This is a genomic window from Streptomyces sp. NPDC054770, from assembly GCF_053611985.1.
In genome coordinates, this window is the sequence record NZ_JBSHBL010000070.1 from 18,625 (window position 1) to 36,609 (window position 17,985).

At 73.1% G+C, this 17,985-nt stretch carries 17 protein-coding genes; 15 read left to right on the forward strand and 2 right to left on the reverse strand.

Going from position 1 to position 17,985, the window contains the following annotated elements; all coding sequences use genetic code 11:
- Positions 1–99 precede the first annotated feature (99 nt).
- The 9 genes from ACWGKQ_RS40195 (at position 100) to ACWGKQ_RS40235 (ending at position 8,820) form a co-directional block, all read left to right on the forward strand.
- The gene (locus tag ACWGKQ_RS40195; protein WP_453297013.1) at positions 100–270 is read left to right on the forward strand and encodes a hypothetical protein; all 171 of its coding nucleotides are present in this window, start codon (positions 100–102) and stop codon (positions 268–270) included.
- Between the two features lie 75 nt (positions 271–345).
- On the forward strand, positions 346–1,692 hold the full coding sequence (locus tag ACWGKQ_RS40200) for a helix-turn-helix domain-containing protein (RefSeq protein ID WP_453297046.1): 1,347 nt from the start codon (positions 346–348) through the stop codon (positions 1,690–1,692).
- Positions 1,693–2,157: 465 nt separating this feature from the next.
- Positions 2,158–2,823: a hypothetical protein gene (locus ACWGKQ_RS40205; protein ID WP_453297014.1), complete on the forward strand. Its 666-nt coding sequence runs from the start codon at positions 2,158–2,160 to the stop codon at positions 2,821–2,823.
- Complete coding sequence (locus ACWGKQ_RS40210; RefSeq protein WP_453297015.1) at positions 2,820–3,785, forward strand: ABC transporter ATP-binding protein; 966 nt, start codon at positions 2,820–2,822, stop codon at positions 3,783–3,785. The genes ACWGKQ_RS40205 and ACWGKQ_RS40210 overlap by 4 nt, the downstream gene beginning before the upstream one ends.
- On the forward strand, positions 3,782–4,546 hold the full coding sequence (locus ACWGKQ_RS40215) for an ABC transporter permease (RefSeq protein ID WP_453297016.1): 765 nt from the start codon (positions 3,782–3,784) through the stop codon (positions 4,544–4,546). The genes ACWGKQ_RS40210 and ACWGKQ_RS40215 overlap by 4 nt, the downstream gene beginning before the upstream one ends.
- A complete protein-coding gene (locus tag ACWGKQ_RS40220; RefSeq protein WP_453297017.1) occupies positions 4,543–5,352 on the forward strand; it encodes an ABC transporter permease in 810 nt (269 codons plus the stop codon). The genes ACWGKQ_RS40215 and ACWGKQ_RS40220 overlap by 4 nt, the downstream gene beginning before the upstream one ends.
- Positions 5,353–5,697: 345 nt before the next feature.
- The gene (locus tag ACWGKQ_RS40225; RefSeq protein WP_453297018.1) at positions 5,698–6,912 is read left to right on the forward strand and encodes a M16 family metallopeptidase; all 1,215 of its coding nucleotides are present in this window, start codon (positions 5,698–5,700) and stop codon (positions 6,910–6,912) included.
- The gene (locus ACWGKQ_RS40230; RefSeq protein ID WP_453297019.1) at positions 6,909–7,718 is read left to right on the forward strand and encodes a hypothetical protein; all 810 of its coding nucleotides are present in this window, start codon (positions 6,909–6,911) and stop codon (positions 7,716–7,718) included. The genes ACWGKQ_RS40225 and ACWGKQ_RS40230 overlap by 4 nt, the downstream gene beginning before the upstream one ends.
- Before the next feature lie 10 nt (positions 7,719–7,728).
- Entirely contained in the window at positions 7,729–8,820 is a 1,092-nt protein-coding gene (locus ACWGKQ_RS40235) for a hypothetical protein (RefSeq protein WP_453297020.1), read from the forward strand.
- On the opposite strand, the gene ACWGKQ_RS40240 is transcribed toward ACWGKQ_RS40235, so the two are convergent.
- On the reverse strand, positions 8,795–9,481 hold the full coding sequence (locus ACWGKQ_RS40240; RefSeq protein WP_453297021.1) for a hypothetical protein: 687 nt from the start codon (positions 9,479–9,481) through the stop codon (positions 8,795–8,797). The genes ACWGKQ_RS40235 and ACWGKQ_RS40240 overlap by 26 nt on opposite strands.
- Complete coding sequence (locus ACWGKQ_RS40245; protein ID WP_453297022.1) at positions 9,474–10,547, reverse strand: TauD/TfdA family dioxygenase; 1,074 nt, start codon at positions 10,545–10,547, stop codon at positions 9,474–9,476. Before ACWGKQ_RS40245 ends, ACWGKQ_RS40240 begins: the two co-directional genes overlap by 8 nt.
- A gap of 131 nt (positions 10,548–10,678) precedes the next feature.
- Here ACWGKQ_RS40245 and ACWGKQ_RS40250 point away from each other — a divergent pair, with 131 nt between their 5' ends.
- The 6 genes from ACWGKQ_RS40250 (at position 10,679) to ACWGKQ_RS40275 (ending at position 17,882) form a co-directional block, all read left to right on the forward strand.
- Positions 10,679–12,145 carry a radical SAM/SPASM domain-containing protein gene (locus ACWGKQ_RS40250; RefSeq protein ID WP_453297023.1) on the forward strand — a complete coding sequence of 489 codons (1,467 nt, stop codon included), beginning with the start codon at positions 10,679–10,681 and terminating at the stop codon, positions 12,143–12,145.
- Positions 12,146–12,210: 65 nt separating this feature from the next.
- Positions 12,211–13,689 carry a B12-binding domain-containing radical SAM protein gene (locus ACWGKQ_RS40255; RefSeq protein WP_453297024.1) on the forward strand — a complete coding sequence of 493 codons (1,479 nt, stop codon included), beginning with the start codon at positions 12,211–12,213 and terminating at the stop codon, positions 13,687–13,689.
- A 15-nt stretch (positions 13,690–13,704) separates the two neighbouring features.
- Positions 13,705–15,195, forward strand: a complete 1,491-nt coding sequence (locus ACWGKQ_RS40260; protein ID WP_453297025.1) for a histidine phosphatase family protein — start codon at positions 13,705–13,707, stop codon at positions 15,193–15,195.
- A gap of 40 nt (positions 15,196–15,235) precedes the next feature.
- Entirely contained in the window at positions 15,236–15,688 is a 453-nt protein-coding gene (locus ACWGKQ_RS40265) for a CYTH domain-containing protein (protein ID WP_453297026.1), read from the forward strand.
- A complete protein-coding gene (locus ACWGKQ_RS40270) occupies positions 15,685–16,479 on the forward strand; it encodes a nucleoside-diphosphate kinase (RefSeq protein ID WP_453297027.1) in 795 nt (264 codons plus the stop codon). The genes ACWGKQ_RS40265 and ACWGKQ_RS40270 overlap by 4 nt, the downstream gene beginning before the upstream one ends.
- A complete protein-coding gene (locus ACWGKQ_RS40275) occupies positions 16,476–17,882 on the forward strand; it encodes a hypothetical protein (RefSeq protein WP_453297028.1) in 1,407 nt (468 codons plus the stop codon). Before ACWGKQ_RS40270 ends, ACWGKQ_RS40275 begins: the two co-directional genes overlap by 4 nt.
- The last annotated feature ends 103 nt before the right edge of the window (positions 17,883–17,985 follow it).

Genomic DNA, 17,985 nt, shown 5'->3' on the forward strand with positions numbered 1-17,985 from the left:
TACAGCGGGTGTAGATCGCCCGTAGACCGGGACACCGCACGATCGGTCCGTAACCGCACTTCGGCCGCCGCCCGGCGGTCGAACACCAGGAGGCTCCTCATGAACACGTCCCGGTTCCGTTCCGCCCGATCCGCGTCCGGGTTCGGGCTCGCGATCGCCGCCCTGCTGGCGCTGCTGGCCCTGCTGCCCGGCATCGGGGAAACCCACCGCACCGCGACGCCGGCCACGGCCGCGGCGGCGCAGCGCGCGGACTTCCCGCCCTGCTGCTGAACTCACTTGACTAGGCGTTGGACAGTCTGGTTACCTTCCCAGTGACATATGGGAAGGTTGACCTCTGTGTCCGACATGGCGGAACTGGGTTCGCGTATTCGAAAGCAGCGCAGACTCAAGAAATTGTCGCAGAGCGATCTCGCGGGCGACGATCTGTCGCACAGCTATATCTCCCTGCTGGAGAGCGGAAAGCGCACTCCCTCCGAGGATGTGCTGCGCCGTATCGCCGTGCGTCTGGCGTGCGAGCCCGCGTATCTGCTGGAGTGTCTCGCCCCCGACCCCTCCGGCAGCCTTGAGATGGAGCTGTCGTTCGCGGAGATGTCGCTGGCCGACGGCGCGCCGCAGGCGGCGCTGGACGCCTTCGTCGCGGTCAGGGAGCGGATCGGCGAGGAGGGGCCCGCCGAGGTCCGCTCCGCCGCGGGCTTCGGCGTCGCGCGCTCGCTGGAGGCGCTGGGCCGCCTGGAGGAGGCCCTGGTCGAGTACGAGCGGCTGCGCGACGGCGACACCGAGGCTCCCGGAGCGGTTTCCGACCTGGCCGTCGTCATCGCCCTGTGCCGCTGCTACCGCGAACTGGGCGACCTCGCGCACGCCGTGGAGCTGGCCGAGTCGAAACTGGCCGACCTCCAGCGGCTCGGCATCGCGGTGTCCGTCACCGCCGTCGAACTGACCTCGACCCTGGTGGGCCTCTACACCGAGCGCGGTGACCTGCACCGCGCCGGATACCTCGCCTCGCGCGCGATCGAGCAGGCCGAGCTGCTGACCGACGACCGGGCCCGCGGCGCCGCCTACTGGAACGCCAGCCTGGTCGCACACCGGGCCGGGCGCGCGGCCGACGCCCTGGCCTTCATCCGGCGGGCGCTCGCCCTCTACTCGGAGGGCGAGGACCAGCGCGCCATGGCCCGGCTGCGCAATGCCTACGCGGTCGTCCTGCTGGACGCGGAGACCCCGGACGCCGTCGCCGCGCGGGAACAGCTGACGCTTGCCGAGCGGGAGTTGAGCCGGCACGGCAGCACCGTCGACCAGGCCTACTGCCAGACCGCGCTGGCCCGCGCCGATCTCGCCCTGGACGACAGCGCCGCCGCCGCGGACCGGGCCCGGTCCGCCCTCACGCTGCTGGGAGCCGGTCACCGGCTGCAGACCGCGCGGACGCTGCTGGTGCTGGCCCGGGCCGAGCTGCGGCAGGGCAGGCCGGAGCGGGCCAGGGAGGCGTGCGAGCGGGCCGCGCTCACCCTGGAGGCGTCGGAGGCCACCCGCCAGGCCGGGTTCGCCTGGGCGGAACTGGCGGAGATCCAGCAGGACGCGGGCGATGTCCGGGGCAGCCTGGAGGCCTACCGGGAGAGCCTGCGCTGCCTCGGATACCGCTCCGGCGGAGTCCCCGCGACCGCGGCGGAGCCGCGCGGAGGCACGGCCGCCGACGGCTGACCGGCGCCGCTGCTGCCCCTCATCGCCTTCATCACCACCTTTGTCACCACCTTCATCCGCCCCGTGGACCGACAGGTCCACGGGGCTCTCGCATTTTCGTGGAACACACTCCCCCACATGGCGCCGCCGCACCCCGCATGTCGCAGCCCGCATCCCACCGAAAGAAATGTGACTCCATTATTGACTCTCAAGTCACGAACATGTGACCATGGTTCGGCAGGCAGACGCCAGCATCGCACGAGGAAGGACGGGCCCGGCGTGGAGAGTGCGGAATCCATATCATTCGGCGGGCGTGGTCTCACGGTCCTCGGAATGGGCGCCGGGGTGGGCAAGACCGGTGTTTCGATCGGAATTCTGCGCATTCTCCAGAGGCGCGGGACAGCTTGTGCCCCGTTCAAGGCTGTCGCCGTCGTCGCCCCGGACGAACCCGCCGGAAGGTCGCTGCCACCCTGGCGGCGCGGTGTCGTGCAGAGCTGTGCGGCCGCCGGCGTGGTCCCCGAGTGGTGGCACAACCCGGTCCTGGTCGACCTGGCCGCCCCCGGCGCTCCCGACGGCGAACTCTACGTACGGGGACGGCGGTTGGGGCGGGCCGCGGTGACCGGGGCGGACAGCCTCGATCTCACGAGCCTGCCGGACCGGCTGCGGCGCGTCTGCCAGGATGCGGTCGAGGACGGCTTCCAGCGGCTCACCGCCCGCCGGCCCGGACCGTGGCTGCTGGTGGAGGGCGCCGCCGGAGCCGGTGACCTGCCGGCCGCGGCCGACCTCGCCAACCAGCTCCTGCCCGAGCGGGCCGGGCTGCCGGTGCTGGTCGTCGCCGACGCCCGCACCGCCGATCCGGCCGCCCTGACCCGGTTACGGGACCGCCTGACCCCCGGCCTGCGACGGCTGCTGCTCGGCCTCGTCCTCAACCGGGTAGCCACCGGCCCCGCCGCCGATGCCCTCGCCGTCCGGCTCACCGCGGCCACCGGGCTGCCCGTCCTCGCCCGGATCGCCGAGACGCCTGCTCCCACCGGATACGACGGATCACCGGAGCGACTCGACGTGATGTGCGAATACCGCGCCGGCAGCGTCGCGGAATCGGGCCTGACCCGGCTGCTCGACGCACCGCCCCTCGCGGAGGTGCCGCGATGAACGCCGTGGACGTCCTCGGACTGCGCCGCCACTTCCCCTCGTCGTCACGCGGCGGCCGCACCACCCCGCGCACCGCCCTCGACGGCATCGACCTCACCGTGGGCCCGGGCGAGGTGCACGCCCTGCTCGGCCCCAACGGAGCCGGCAAGACCACCCTCTGCAAGATCCTGGCCACCGTCCTGGTACCCAGCGCCGGCACCGCGCGGGTCCTCGGCCACGACGTCGTCACCGAACTCACCGCCGTCCGCCCGTTGATCGGCTGCGTCTTCGGCGGCGACCGGGGACTGTACGGCCGGCTCTCCGCGCGCCGCAACCTCCTCTACTGGGGCGCCCTGTACGGCGTGCCGGGCCGTGAACTCCGCGGCCGGGCAGCCGGGTTGCTGGACCGGTTCGGGCTCTCCGGGCACGCCGACGAACGGGTGGAGACCTTCTCCCGGGGCATGAAGCAGCGCCTGCACCTCGCCCGCGGACTCATGCACAACCCGCGGGTCCTGCTGCTGGACGAACCGACCACCGGGATGGACCCCGTCTCCGCGCGCGGCTTCCGCACCCTGATCGGCGAACTGCGCGGCGAGGGCCGGTCCGTCCTGCTCACCACCCACGACATGGCGGAGGCCGAGACGGTCTGCGACCGCGCCACCCTCATCGACGGCGGCCGCATCCTGCACACCGCCACCCCGAGGGAGCTCGGCGCCCTGCTGTCCCGGCACGAACGCATCGAGGCGAACGGGGTGCCCGCGCGGCTCGCCGCCGCGCTCCGCACCCGGCCCGACGTCACCTCCGTACGAGACGGCGCCGACGGCACCGGCACCCTGATCGAGGTCACGGACCGGGAGGCACTCGCGCCTGTGCTGCGGCTGCTCCTCGACGCCGGGGTCACGGAACTTGCCACCGCCCGGCCCGGCCTCGAAGAGGTCTACCTCCGGCTGATCGGCGACCGTGGCATGGAGGTCGTCCGGTGAACGCCTTCCGCGCCGGCCTGAGCCTCCAGGCCGCCCTGCTGCGCCGTTCGCCCGGCGACCTGCACATGCTGGCGACCGTGCCGCTGTACACGCTCGTGCTGCTGGCCATGACCGACGCCCCGCACCGGCCCGACCTCGCCCCCGACGCGATCATCGCGCCGACGCTGATGGCCCTGTGGTCGACGGCTCTGTTCACCGCCGGGGACCTGATCGACCGCGACCGCTACAACGGCACCCTGGAGCCCACGGTCGCGGCCCCCGCTCCCCTCGCCCAGGTGGTGGCCGGTCGTATCTGCGCGGTGACCGCGACCGGTCTGCTCGCCTTCGCCGAGGCCTGGGCGGTCGGCCGTTGCTTCGGTGTCCACCTGACCATGCGTCATCCGCTCCCGCTGGTCCTCGGCATCCTCGCGACCTCCCTCACCACCGCCTGTACGGCGGCCGTGATCGCCGCGCTGCTGGTGCTGACCCGGGGCGGGCGGCCGTACCAGAACTCGCTGAGCTTTCCGCTCTATCTGCTGTCCGGGATCGTGGTGCCCACCGGGGTGCTGCCGCACTGGTTGCACCCGGTCAGCCGGCTCGTCTACCTGTCCTGGTCGGCCGATCTGCTGCGCTCCGCCTTCCGTGCCGAGCCGCCCCGTGACCTGCCGGTGCAGCTGCTGGCCCTGGGGCTGCTCGCCGCGGCCGGTCTGGGCTGCGCCGGACTGCTGCTGCGCCGGGTGCTGGCCCGGGTCCGGGTCCTCGGCACCCTGGGGCACGCGTGACCGCCCGTCCGCGCCCCGAGGCGCTCACCCTCCTGCGGCACGGCAGCGCCATCGCCGTGGCCGACCTCGCCGCCGTCTACACCTGGCGGACCTGGCTGTTCGGCTGGCTCGTCCGGATGCTCAGCCAGGTCGTGTTCTTCACCCTCGCCGGCCGCCTCACCGGCGCCGGCGGCGACGAGCGGTTCCTCGTCACCGGCAACGCACTGATGGTCTGCGCCGTCGAGGCCACCATGGTCGTCGCCTCCAGCGCCTGGGAACGGTCGCTCGGCACCCTGCCCCTGCTCGTCGCCGCGCCCGCCCGGCTCGCCTGGACGTTCGTGGTGCGCAGCCTCCAGTGGGTGATCAGCGGCACGGCGACCTCACTCGTCGCGCTGTTCGCCCTGGGCCCCGTCTTCGGCCTGCGCTGGACGGTGGTCAGTGCCTGCGCCGCGGTACCGCTGGTGCTGCTCACCTCGCTCGGCACCTACTGCGTCGGGCTCGCCCTCGCAGCGGTCGTCGCCGACCGGCCGGGCCTGCGCAACGTCGTCTCCAACGTGGCCTACCTCGGCATGATGGCCGTCTGCGGAGTCCAGGTGCCCGTCCACTACTGGCCGCCGCCGGTCCAAGCCGTCGCCCAGGTTCTTCCGCTCACCCATGAACTCGACGCGCTGCGCGGTGTCCTCGACGGCGCCCCGCCGGACCGGGTGCTCCTCCAGGCCCTGCTCGGCGCGGTCACCGGCGCCGGCTGGCTGGCCGTGGCGGTGCTCGGCTTCGGGTGGGTCGCCCGGCGGGGGCGGCGGACCGGAGCGATCGAGTTCGGCACCTGAAGCCGCCCCGCCCCCTGAACTGCCGGTGCGCGACCGTGCTCGCCATGGAGCGTCACCGGTGGCCGGCCCCGGAGGCCCGTGCCTCCGGACGGCCGTCCCTCGGCCCCGAACCTCGGAAGGAGGTGCACCACCATGGAGCGCAACCACGCCACCGGTCTTCGTCCCCGCCTGGACAAGGTCAAGGTGAAGCCGGTCAAGTAACGACCGCCCCGCTGCCGGGAAGCGACACGACTGCTTCCCGGCAGCGACGCGCTCGCGGGACGACCCGCCGTCGCGCGGCAGCAACGGGGAACAGCGGTACCCCATCAACGCGGGTCCTTTCCGAGCGAAGGTGTATGGAGCGCGATGACCAGTGATCTGCCGGTCGAGATGGTCGGTGACGGCGACGGGGACGAACGGTGGCGGACCAGCGTGCTGTGTCTGGCCGTCGGCTTCGGGTCACGTGACGACCCGGAGGGGCAGGGCGGGGTCGCGCACCTGCTGGAACATCTGCTGATGTCGGCGCCGCTGGACGGCGGGAGTTCGCTGAGCGAGCGGGTCGAGCGACTGGGCGGCCAGGCCAATGCCATCACGGGGCTCGACCGGATGTTCTTCCAGGTGCAGGTGCTGGGCGCCCATGTCCCCGAGGTCGCCGGGCTGCTGACCCGGGCCGTGCTGGAACCGCGGCTCGACGACGACGTGCTCGACACCGAGCGGCAGGCCGTCCTCCAGGAACTGGCCGCGGCCGACGCCGATCCGAGCGACACCGCGCAGGACGCCTTCCTGTCGGCCCTCTTCCCGGGGCATCCGCTCGGCCGGCCGGTCGGCGGTACGGCCGAGGAGATACGGCGGCTGCGGCTGCCGGACGTGCTCGCCGTCCACCGGGAGGTGTTCCTCAACCGCCGTACGGCCCTGGTGTGCACGGGCGGCACCGGGCCGGACGAGGTCGCGAAGCATGTCGCCGGCCCCGCCCCGAGGGCCGTCGCCGTACCGGCCGCGGTGCCGTTGCCCGAGCCCGCCGTCGAGCCCTGGCGGCCGAGGACCGGTGGCTCCGACGGGTTCTCGTGGTTCGCGACCGGCGGCCGCGCCCCCTCCGTGGACGATCCCCGCCGGCACGCCTACACCGTGCTCGCCCATCTGCTGGGCCCTTCCCCGGCCTCCATGCTGTACCGCACCCTGCGGGGTCGGGAAGGGCTCGTCTACGCCTTCGCCACCTGGTCGCGCGGCTACGCCGAGAGCGGGGCGTGGCGGGTGCTGGCCGGGGTCGAGGACGGCAATCTGGTCCGGGCCCAGGAAGTGGTGCGGGAGCTGCTGCTGGCGGTCGCGGGCCGCGGTCCGGGTCCGGAGGATCTCGCGGTGGCCCGGCGCCAGGCGGTCATGGACCTGGTGACGCGGGCCGAGCGGCCCTGGGACCACGCGTTGACGCTCAGCCAGGAGACCGCACTGGGAACCCGGCCCTGGAGTGTGGCGGACGGCATCCGCGCCCTGGAGCAGGTGACGGCCGAGGAGGTCCGGCTGGCCGCCGCCGCGATCGCCGAGCACCAGACCACCGTGGTGCGCCCGGCGGCGGACGCGGCATGACCGGCCCGCACGCCGACCCCGCGTACCTCGCCGCCTGCCGCGACGCCGGGCTGCTGGTGCGCGTCGGCGCGGTGGAGTGTGTGCTGGGCCGTACCGAGGACGCGCTCACCGGACGGGACTTCTGTCTCGTCGAGTACGCCGATCCCGCCCCCGATTCCCAGGACGCGGCCGAGGCGCTGCGCACGCACGCCGTCGCCGCCCACCCCGGGGTCTCCGGCGTGCTGCTGCGCACCGGGCCCGAGGTACGGCTGGGGTCGCCCTGGACGGAGCACCTCACCTATCTGCGCCACGGCGCCGGCGGCATCGCGTCCGGGGACCGCCCCGAGGGCGTTGCCGTGGTGCCGGCCGGGCCCGAGCACGGGGAGCGGGTCCGCGGCTGGATCGCCGACGCGTTCCAGACCGGGGCCGCCGAGGGGGGCCTCGCGGTGCCGCGCGGGGATGCCGAGGCGCAGGCCGACCTGGTGCTGGCCGCTCCCGGGCGGCACACCCTGGTGGCGCTCACGGCGGACGGCGAGCCCGCCGGGCACGCGACGCTGCTGCCCTTCACCGACGAGGTGACCGGCACCGAGTACCTCGAACTCTTCGACATCCTGGTCCCCGTCCCCTTCGGGACCCGGGCCCTCACCGGGCTGCTGGCTGACGCCGCGCTGGCGCGGGCAGAGCGGGCCGGGCTGCCGCTGCTCGGCAATGTCGTGCACCGCACGGCGGGGCCGGGCCCGGACCACGGAGCCCGCGTCGTCTCCTCCCTGCACCGGCGGGGCTGGCGGACCGACCACGTCTACTGGCATGCCCCGACCGACCGCTGAGGAGCGCGACATGACCACACCCGCTGTCGACCTTGCCTTCTTCCGGGGCCTGCTCGGCCTCGACGAGGACGCGTCGCCGTACCACGTGGTGGCCGCGGCCGGCCGCGTCTCGCAGGCTCTGCGGGTGCTGGTGATGACGGCGGCCGCCCGGGACGGCGTGGTCGGCACCGGCTCCGCCGACGAGTTGCGCCGGCGGGCCGGGCGGCTCGCGTTCTACGCCCGCGTCCAGCGCACGGCCGAGCCGCTGGGCGCGCGGCCGATGAAGGGGTTCACGCTCGCCGCCCGGTATCCCGAGGACCTGCCCCGCCCGATGAACGACCTCGACCTGGTGGTCCCGGATCCCGCGGCGCTGTGGCGGGTGGTCGGCGCGCTCGCCGCCGAGTACGGCCCGAGCGAGATGGACGTGACGATGTTCGGGGCCGAGGGCCGTCACTTCCTGGTGACCCTGGGCTGGCCGGGGCCGGATCCGCTCCTCGACTACGAGTCCCGGGTGGAGATCCTCACCTGTGCGCTCACCGGCGACCAGGGCGCGGTCCCGCTCCGGCCCCGGCTGCCGGACGACCCGCTGGCCGCCGGTCTGCTGGCCGTGGCCGAGGAGCGGTTCCAGCGTCCGTTCAACGGCAAGGACGTGGTCGACGTGATGATGGCGCTGGCCCCGGGGCGCGACGTCGATCTGCCGCGACTTGCCCGGTACGCCGAGGAGTTCCAGCTGGCCCCCGAGCTTCTGGAGCTGCTCGGGCTGTGGGCGGGCGTGGACCCGGAGCGGGCTCGTGACCTCGGCGCGCCGCCCGCGGGTCTCGGCGCGGCCGCGGAACGGGAGTCGGCACGGCGTGCGCAGTGGCTGCGGGAGGACACCGGGCCGACCGGTCCGGAGGATCCGCGCAGCCTGTTCTTCGGTATGCGGCTCACCCCCCTGACCGGCGTCGGGCGCCCGGACCGGGCCCGGGACGCCGCCGAACTGCGTGCCTTCGAGGGCGGCACTCTGTTGCTGACCCCGGTCGCCGACTTCCTGCTGGTGACCGGGGAGCTGGTCCATCCCGGGCGGTACGACGCGGCCCTCGCCGCGCTCGCGGACCTCAGGCCAGCACGCTCAGACCGCTGAGGAGCGCCGCCATGGCGTCCGCGTCGGCGGTGGTGAACGGGCGGGCGGGCAGGTCGTCGCGGCGCTCGTGGGCGATGCCGCTCTTGCGCTCCGCGAACGCCGTCAGCGTGCGGTTGAGGCGCACCGCGTACGCCCCGACGGACGGGCCCCGGAGCAGGAGCGACACGGTGCCGGCCGCGGCCGTCGCGGAGTGCACGGCCTCCGGGGCCAGGACGTAGAGGCTGCCGACCGACTCGGTCCGTTCCGTCAGCGGCAGGGCGGGGCCGTGCGCCAGCCGCCGCTCCACGTCGGAGACGTCGCCGTAGAGCCGGTGTTCATAGCTGCCGTGCAGGATGGTGGAGGCGAAGGCCCAGCGGTGGTTGTGCGGGCGGCCGTGCGGGTCCTGGTCGCCGCCCGCCCAGTGCTGGAGCCGCAGCCGGGCGCCGGACTTCGGGTCCTCGTGGAGCACCATGCGGTTGCCCCAGGGGCGGACCTCCGAGAGGCCGAGCAGCCGGGGGTCGGTGCGGGCGGTGCGCAGCAGTTCGGCGAGGCGGCCCGGGCGGGCGAAGCGGCGCAGCGCCTCGGGCAGGGCGCGGGCGGTGTGCCCGGGGTCCTGCCAGTCGGTCCCGGACAGGATGGCCTCGGGCGGGTCGGTGGGCCGGGGGCCGCGCGGTTCAGACATGGGCGGGCTGCCGGGGCGGTTCGAGGCGGCGGGCGATGCCCCGGGCGTAGGCGGGGGTGAGGCGGCGCCCGTCGGGGACGGTGAGCCACATGCGCATCAGGTGTCGCTGTTCGTCCGGGGCGGTGCCGTTCTCGAAGCCGTCGCGGGCGTGCAGCACGGTGTGGTTGTTGACGTACTGGATGTCGCCGGGGGCCAGGTCCATGGAGAGGGCGACACCGGGTTCGGCGGCGATGGCGTCCATCATTTCCAGGGCGGCCAGTTGGGCCTCGCTCGGTTCGGGCGGGGCGGTGCCGTCGGTCTGCTGGAGGTAGGCGCGCTGACCGCCCGCGGCGGCCCGGCGGCGCCAGGAGGGGCGGCGGCGGAAGGAGAGCTTGCCGTCGAGCCAGGAGACGTGCGAGGCGGCGTAGTAGGGGACGCGGTCGCCGTCCTTCTCGTCCCGGTTGTTCATCCAGAACGGTTCGTACAGCGCCTCGACCAGGTCGGGGCGGCGGTCGAGCAGTTCGTTGTAGAGGGTGCCCGAGCCGGCCACGCGCGAGGCTCCGCCGGTGCGGGAGGTGGTGACGCACAGCAGGGAGACGATGTCGCACCAGTCGGTGTGGAAGGGGAGCTCCACGTTGGTCTGGTAGGCGAAGCGGTCGGGCCGGGGGGCGCCGTCCTCGCGGACGTGGGCGAGGTACAGCTCCCGCTTGTCCTGCGGGGTCGGCAGACCGATCGCGCTGGACAGCGCCCAGTACATGAGTGCCACCCGGTCCTGCGGCAGCCCGGCCACCGGCATACCGCGCACCAGCAGCACGCCCGGCCCGTCCTCCAGGTGGGCCCGCCAGGCCGCCGCCTTCTCGGCGAGTCCGGGCAGCCCGAGCTCGCCGGCGGGGATCGTGTGCAGCGGGCGGGAGTTGCCGGGTGCGCCGGCCAGCCGGTCGGCCAGGGCGGCGAGTTCGGCGATGTCCTCGTCGGCGAGGCGGACCTGCCAGTCCCCGGGACGGGAGGCCATCCGGTCGCCGCGCCAGGCGGCCGGGGAGTCGAGCGGGGTGCGCAGGACCGCGCCTGCCTGAAGTTCGGATTCCATGAGTCGAAGCTAACCCCCAACAACGTTTGTGACAAGTAAATGTGACTCTCCAGTCACCACCCCTTGATTGGTCAGTCAATGCTCTGTCATGATGAAACTCCCCGACGCATCGACGCCACGTCAGGAGCAACGTGAACGCTCGCATCCCGCTTGCGGAGCCCGTAGTCCGCCGGTCGAGTCCGGCCGTCATCGATCCGCTGGATCCCGTGGATGTCGTCGTGCGCCACGAGTTCTGTGGACCGCTCCTGTGGAGCAATCGGCGGCACGCCTTCTTCCTGCCCCGCGAGAGCCATGAGAACGCCCTGGTCACCAGGGTCGTGGAGCGCAAACGGGAAGGACTCGACTGGGACGACGGGACACTGCCGGAGAGTCTCGCCGACGACCTGCGCGCCCTCGGGCTCGACGGCCGGGTCCGGGAGATCCACTCCCCCTACCAGGACCGGCTCAGCGGACCGCTGGAAATCTATTTCGACTACACTTGGCTGTGCAATCTCGCGAAACACAAATGCGGCCAGGATTCCTTCTGCTATGCGGCCGAGTTCCTCGGTCCCACCACCATGCGCGAACAGCGGGTGCGGGAACTCATGGCGGAACTCGCCCAGTGGGGCGTCATGCGGGTCCACCTGGCCGGCGGCGAGCCGACGATCAACAAGCGTGCCCTGGCCAACTACCTGGACAGCGCCAGCGAACAGGGCCTCTACACCTCGATGGCCACCAACGGCCTCCTCATCAACGACGAGACCCTGGACATCATCTTCCGCAACGAGCTCAAGTCCGTGAGCTTCAGCATCGACGGCGCCTCCGAGGAGACGTTCGCGGCGGTGCGCGGTCCCGGTCTCTTCGACAAGGTCGTCGCCGCCCTGCGGTACACCGTGCGGCGCAAGCGCGAGGTCGGCTCCGACATGCGGGTGTGCGTCAAGCCGACGTACGAACCCGCCACGCCGTACTCGGAGTTGGAGGCGCTGGTCGAGCTGGCCATCGACGCGGGCGCCGACGTGGTGAAGTTCGCCAACCCCGAGCGCTGCCTCCACCACGAGCAGGGCTTCTACGCCAAGCAGGTCGACGACTACTACGCGACCATCGAGTACATCCGCACCCTGCAGCGCACCTACGGCTCGCAGATCGCCATCACCAACGTCAGCAATCCGATGGCCGGTTGCGGCGACATCGGCATCCCGGGGCTGACCGGCTGCATCGGCGGCCAGGAGCTGATCGCGCTCAACCCGGACGGCAGCGTCACGCCGTGCCTGATGCATCCGCGCAAACTCGGCAACATCGACGACCAGTTCAGCGGGCTGCGGGACTTCTGGAACGGCTCGACACAGCTCACCGACTTCTGGAAGGCCCTTCAGAAGCCGGCCGGCTGCGACGGCTGCGACATCTACAGTTCCTGCCGCTCGGGCAGCACCACGCGACGCATCGTCCAGATAGGCCGCTTCGACCCGGAGCGCTCCACCGGGGAGTTCAGCGCGGTCAAGGACCCGCTGTGCACCCGCGACTATCTCGCCCGGCACCCCGAGAAGAAGCTGCCGGAACTCCCCGAAGACCCGTCGGAACTGCGGCACTTCCGCGAGATCGCCGTACGGCACTCGCTGTGACCGCCGCAGCCGCCCTGGACGAGGCACCGGCAGACGGACCCGAAGACGTACCCGGAGGAACCCCCGTGAGAGTCGCGCTCGTCAGTTTCTTCGACTCGTCGCGCTTCGCCGAGTTCCCCATCACCCATGCCCTCAGCGCCATGCGGCTCGGCGCCTTTCTGCGGCACCGGCACCCCGAGTGGCAGGTCCGGCTGCGGGCCTTCGACGAGCGGGACTGGTCGGCGCCGACGGCCGCGGCCGCGCTGCGGGCCGAGGGGTTCGACGTGGTGGGCCTGCCGGCGTACATCTGGACGCTGGAGCGGACCCGGCAGCTCACCGCCGAGCTGTCGGGCGCCCCGAGCCCCCCGCTGGTGGTCGTCGGCGGCCCCGAGACCCGCGCCATGCGCTACCCGGAGGGCTGGCCCGAGCAGACCGTCTTCGCCATGGGCCAGGGCGAGGAACCCCTGACCTGGCTGTGCGAACAACGCGCCGCCGACTCGTCCTTCACCGGCCTGAACCTGGCGAACGGTCTCGCCCAGCCCCTCTACTCGGCCAGCCGTGAACGCCGGGACGCCTACCGGCACGCCGTCCCGGACCGGCGCGACCGGCGGCTCCCGCACGGCGTCGAGCTGTTCGGCCCGGCCTTCGACGAGATGCTGGCCGGCGACCCGGTGGACACCGACTTCACCTGGTACGAGACGGCACGCGGCTGCATCTACGACTGCAGCTTCTGCGGGCACAACACCCTGCCGTTCTTCGCCACCTTCGACACCGAGTTCGTCCGCAACGAGATCACCAACATGCGCGACCGCGGTATCCGCCGCCTCTTCCTGATCGACCCGATCCTCGGCGGCAAGGCGGCCCGGGGCAAGGAGATCCTGCGCATGTTCCGTGACTTCGCCCCCGAGATCGCGCTCAATGCCTACATGCGCCCGGAGTTCCTCGACGACGAGTTCGTCGACCTGCTCGTGGAGTCCCACATCGAGGAACTCCTGATGGGTCTGCAGACCACCAACCCGAGCGTGCCCAAGCACGTGCGCGGCAACCACTTCGGCAAGATCATGAAGTACGTCCCGTATCTCACCGCCCGGGGCATCCCGTGGCGCGCCGAGCTGATCGTCGGGCTGCCCGGCGACGACATGGCCGGCCTGCGCGAGTCGCTGCGCTTCACCGTCGAGGAGCTGCGCCCCTGGTCGGTGCACTCCTACCACCTCACGGCGATCCCGGAGACCAAACTCTTCGACCTGCTCGACCGCACCGACGACGACATCTGGATCAAGGCCGACGACAAGCTCCGCGTCGTCTCCGCCAGCAGCTACAACGAGCGCGAGCTGCGCGACATGCTGGTCTATGCCGGTGCCGTCACCTCCCTCCACGCCCATCTGCGCGAACAGGGCGTCTTCGACACGCCGTTCGAGGAGCTGGACGACCGGGTCGCCCGCATCCTGTCCGATCCCGAGAACCGCACCGCCCGCTCCACCTTCCTGCGCATGGGGCAGGACGCCGGGCGCGCGGTCTGGGCCGCCTACGGCGCCACGGACACCGCGCGCGCCGCGGCGAGCTGAGGAGGGACGGCGTTCGTGCACGCGCATCCGGGCGGCGCGCCCGCCCACTCTCCGGTACGGCTGCTGGTGCGCCGGCACGCCGAGTCCGAGTGGAACGCCCAGGCCCGCATCCAGGGGGACAACGCCGCTCCCCCGCTCACCGAGGCCGGTGCCGCCGAGGCCGCCCGCTGGGCCGCCGGGCTCCCGGACGACGCCGGGCCGCGGACCATCTGGAGCAGCGACGCGGTGCGCGCCCACGCGACCGCGGGCGCCGTCGCCCGCCGGTTCGGTCTGCCCGTGGTCACCTCGGCCCTGCTCGCGGAGGCCGGTGCCGGAGTCCTGGAGGGCCTCACCCATGCCGAGGCGGCCGTCCGGTTTCCCGGACACCACCGGGTGTGGACGGCCCGCGGCGACCTCGACGCCATCCCCGGAGCCGAACCGGGCGACCGGCTGCAGGCCAGGACGGTCGCCTTCCTCGCCGCCGCGACCGGCCCCGGCGGCGCGGACCTCTACGGCACCAGCCAACTGGTCATCACCCATGCCGCGTTCCTGCGCTGCCTGGTCAACACCGTCTACCGACGCCCGCGTTCCACGCCCGTGGCCGTCGCCCACGACGACGTCCATCAACTGGACGACCCCTGGGGGGCGTTGCGGCCCGGCCGGCTCGGGCAGACCTGGCGGCCCGCCGTCCACCGCATCGACACGGTGGACGGCACCGGGTACGTCGTCAAGGTGATGCCCGGCCTGGCGACCGGCGGTAGGCTGCGCGGCTATCTCGCCCTCCAGCGGGCCGTCTGCGCCGCGACCGGCACTCCCCCGCCCATGGCCGCCGCCGCCCGCGCCGACGGCTCGGCCGTCACGGTCCGCGAGTTCGTCCCCGGTACCGCACTCGGGCACCGCCTCGGCCCCGATGCGGAATGGGAACTCCTGCGCTGCTACGACGACTTCAACGCCCGGCTCGCCGAGGGGCTCGCCGCCGACCCGTTCACGGGTCTGCGTTCCCTCGGCGACCGCGTCGACCTCGCGCTGCGCGGACCGGACAACGAGGCGGTACGACAACTGCGCGCGCTCGCCTCCGACAGCAGGCTCGACGCGCTGTTCCACGAGCGCACCGATGTCACCGACTTCGACCTGCACCGCGACAACACCCTGCGCACCGGGGACGGTCGGCTGGTGCGGATCGACCTCGACTCGCTGTGCCCCGGCCCCCGCCTGTGGGGGCGGGCCTGTGCGCTCGTCGGTGCCTCCGCTCTCTATCCCGCCGGTCCCGGCGATGCGGCCGACCGCCCGCACACCCGGATCCTGGGCGGCGGTTCCGACCACGCGCGCGAGCTGCGGTACCTGGTGCGGGTCCGGCTGTTGCTGGGCCTCCGGTTCTTCCTCGCCCTGTCCGGCGGCGGCGAGCGCTACGCCGCGCTCTACCGCGCGGCCCTGACCGAACTGACCGCACTCGACCAGTCCGACCAGTTCGACCTGGTCAATCGTTTCGACCGTTTCGACCAGGAGAAAGGCAGTCACGCCCGATGACAACCCACGGCGGATCCCGGCAGACCGCGAAGGCGGCCGCGTGAGGGCGCATCTGGAGGTCGAGCGCAGGTTCCTGGTCCGCGAGCCCTCGGTCGTGGAGGGCACCGAAGGCATCGAGATCGTCCAGGCCTACCTGTTCGCCGACGGGCACACCGTGCTGCGGGTGGGCCGCAGGCACGGCGGCTGGCGGCTGACCGTCAAGGACAGCGGCAGCGGGCTGGTGCGCCGGGAGTACCACGCCGAGCTGCCCGCGGAATTCGGCGCGGCCCTGTTCGCGTCGTCATCGGTCCGCCGCTCGGTCAAACACCGTCACCGGGTGCCGTACGCCGGCCGGGTCTGGTTCGTCGACGTGCACCGGGCCGGCCTCGTTCTCGCCGAGGTCGAACTGCCCGCACCGGACTCGGAGTTGGCCGTACCCGCGTGGTGCGGAGCGGAGGTCACCGGCGATCCCGCCTACGCCGACCACGCCCTGGCCCGGGAGGCGGCCGAATGAGTGCCCGGGAGCGGTCGTTGCTGCTGTTCAAACCGGACGCGGTCGCGCACGGCATGGCCGATCAGGGGATCGCCGACGTGTGTGCGGCCGGGCTGCGGGTCGTCGGCCGCCGCCGGTTCGAGATGACCGAGGCCCAGCTGGCCGGCATGTACTACCGGATCTTTCCCGACGAGCGTGCGCTCACCGCCGGTCTGCTGCGCCGCTACCTGGTCGGCCGGCCGGTCGAGACGGCGGTGGTCGAGGGACCGGAGGCACTGGCCCGCCTGCTGGAGTACAAGGCGGCCGCCCGTGCCCGGCTCGGTGCGTTCATCTACGGCAATTTCGTGCACTGCCCCGACAGCGTCGAGGAGGCCGAGCGGCAGATCGAGGTCTTCTCCGGTGACGGTCGCGGCGGCGGTTTCCGGCCGACGACCGCACGGTGGCGCGGCTGGTCGGTGGCCGGCTGCGAGCGAGCCCTGGACGGGGTGTGGGCGGAGGCGGCCGAGCGCGGCCGGGCCCGCCCGGCCGCCTGGTCGCCCTGGCCCCGGGCGGCCGGACTGCGGATCACCGTGCCCGCCCGCTGGGAGATCGCCTTCGACGACATCGCGGTCTTCCTCGCCCGCCTGCTCGGCACCGACGACCCGGGTTTCGGCGTGCGGGCGACGCTGGCGGCCCTGTACGACCCGGGCGGCCTGGCGACCCCCGTCACCGGCGAGCGGGCCGCCGAACTTGCTGCGCGGGTGCGGGAGTTCGGGCTGCTGGCCGCGGTGCCCGGCCAGGCCCGCGCCCTCGTCGCGCAGGAGCCACGATGACCACGGCGTTCCTGTGCCAGGGCTGGCCGCGCGGCCTCGACGCGGTGGTACGGAAGGTCCGCGCGGCGGGGCGGGAGCCGGGACCCTTGGTGCTGCCCGGCGAACTGGCCGGGCGCTGGCAGGAGCAGAACCCGGCCGCCGGCCGGGCCGTGCTCGGGGTGCCGTGGTCCGAGCTGGACACCGGTGCGCTGTCGGCACGGTCGGTGCGCGGGATCCGGGCCGCGGGCGTCACCGGGTTCGTCGCGTTCCGGGGGGACGGCACCAGGCTCGACCGGGCCGCGGCCGTACGCGCCGCGGCCCGTGCCGGAGCCCGCGAGCTGCTGTTGCCGGACGGGCGGCGCGTCGGGCGCGGGGCGTTGCTGGCCGCACTGCTGGGCCGGACCGGGCCCGTGACCCGGCCCCCGGAGCTGTTCGACCCGGTGACCGGGCGCGCTCTGCCCCGCGGCGGCGCCTTCGCGGGAGTGGACGCCCTCGGCACACTCGACGTCGGCCCGCTGGGCTTCCTGCGCATCCCCGGCATGGTGGAGCCGACGTCGTTGGAGCCGGGCACCCGGCACCGGGTCGTACTGCTCGGCGGGAGCGTCCTGTACGGACTCGGGCAGCCGGACAACTCCCGTACCATTCCGGCCGCGTTGCACCGGCGGATGCCGGACAGCGAGGTGCTCTGCTTCGCCGCTCCCGGCGAGTGGTCGCGCGGTGAGTCCGCGCTGCTGCTCTACCGGCTGCGGTACTGCCGGCCCGATGTGGCCGTCAGCCTCTCCGGCTGGAACGACTTCAACAACCTCTTCGCCATGCGTCTGGTGAACGGGCCCGGCGCGGAGATGCTGAACTGGACCTTCCACGACCACCAGCACTTCCTGCGCCTGCACGCCCCCGGGGAGGCGCGGAACGTCGGCGTGCCGTTCGCCCGCAAACCGTCCGTCGTACGCCGTCTGCCCCTGGACTCACTGGCGTTCCCCGCGTCGGGCGCCGAACTGCGCGCCGGGGTCTGGCTGGAGAACCAGGCGCTGATGGCGGCCGCCTGCGCCCGGGACGGCATCCGGTTCGTGTGCGCGCTGCAGCCGCACTCCCTTCTCCACCCGGCCCTGGGCGAGGAGTTCACCCGGGCCTGGGTGCGGCGCCACTACGACCACCCGTTCACCGACCGCGCCACCGTCTTCGACGACTACGCGGAGACGATCGACTCGGTGTACCGCACGTACCGGGACGGGCTGAAGCGGCTGGCGGAGGAGTTCCCGAGCGCCGTCTTCCTCGATCTCTCGACGGTGTTCGAGCAGGAGACGGAGCCCTGCATGATCGACGGGGTGCACCCCACCGCCCACGGAGCGGCCCTGCTCGGCGACGCGCTCGCCGAGGCCGTGGCGCCGGGCCCCGGCCTCGGCCCCGGTCGCGGGGGCGGGTGACGACATCCGGTCCTGCTGCGCGGGCCCCCGTCAGCAACCAGCTCTGGTACCAGGGGCAGTCGACCACCGCCCCCATGCCCCGGCAGGTTCGTCCGCCCTGCCG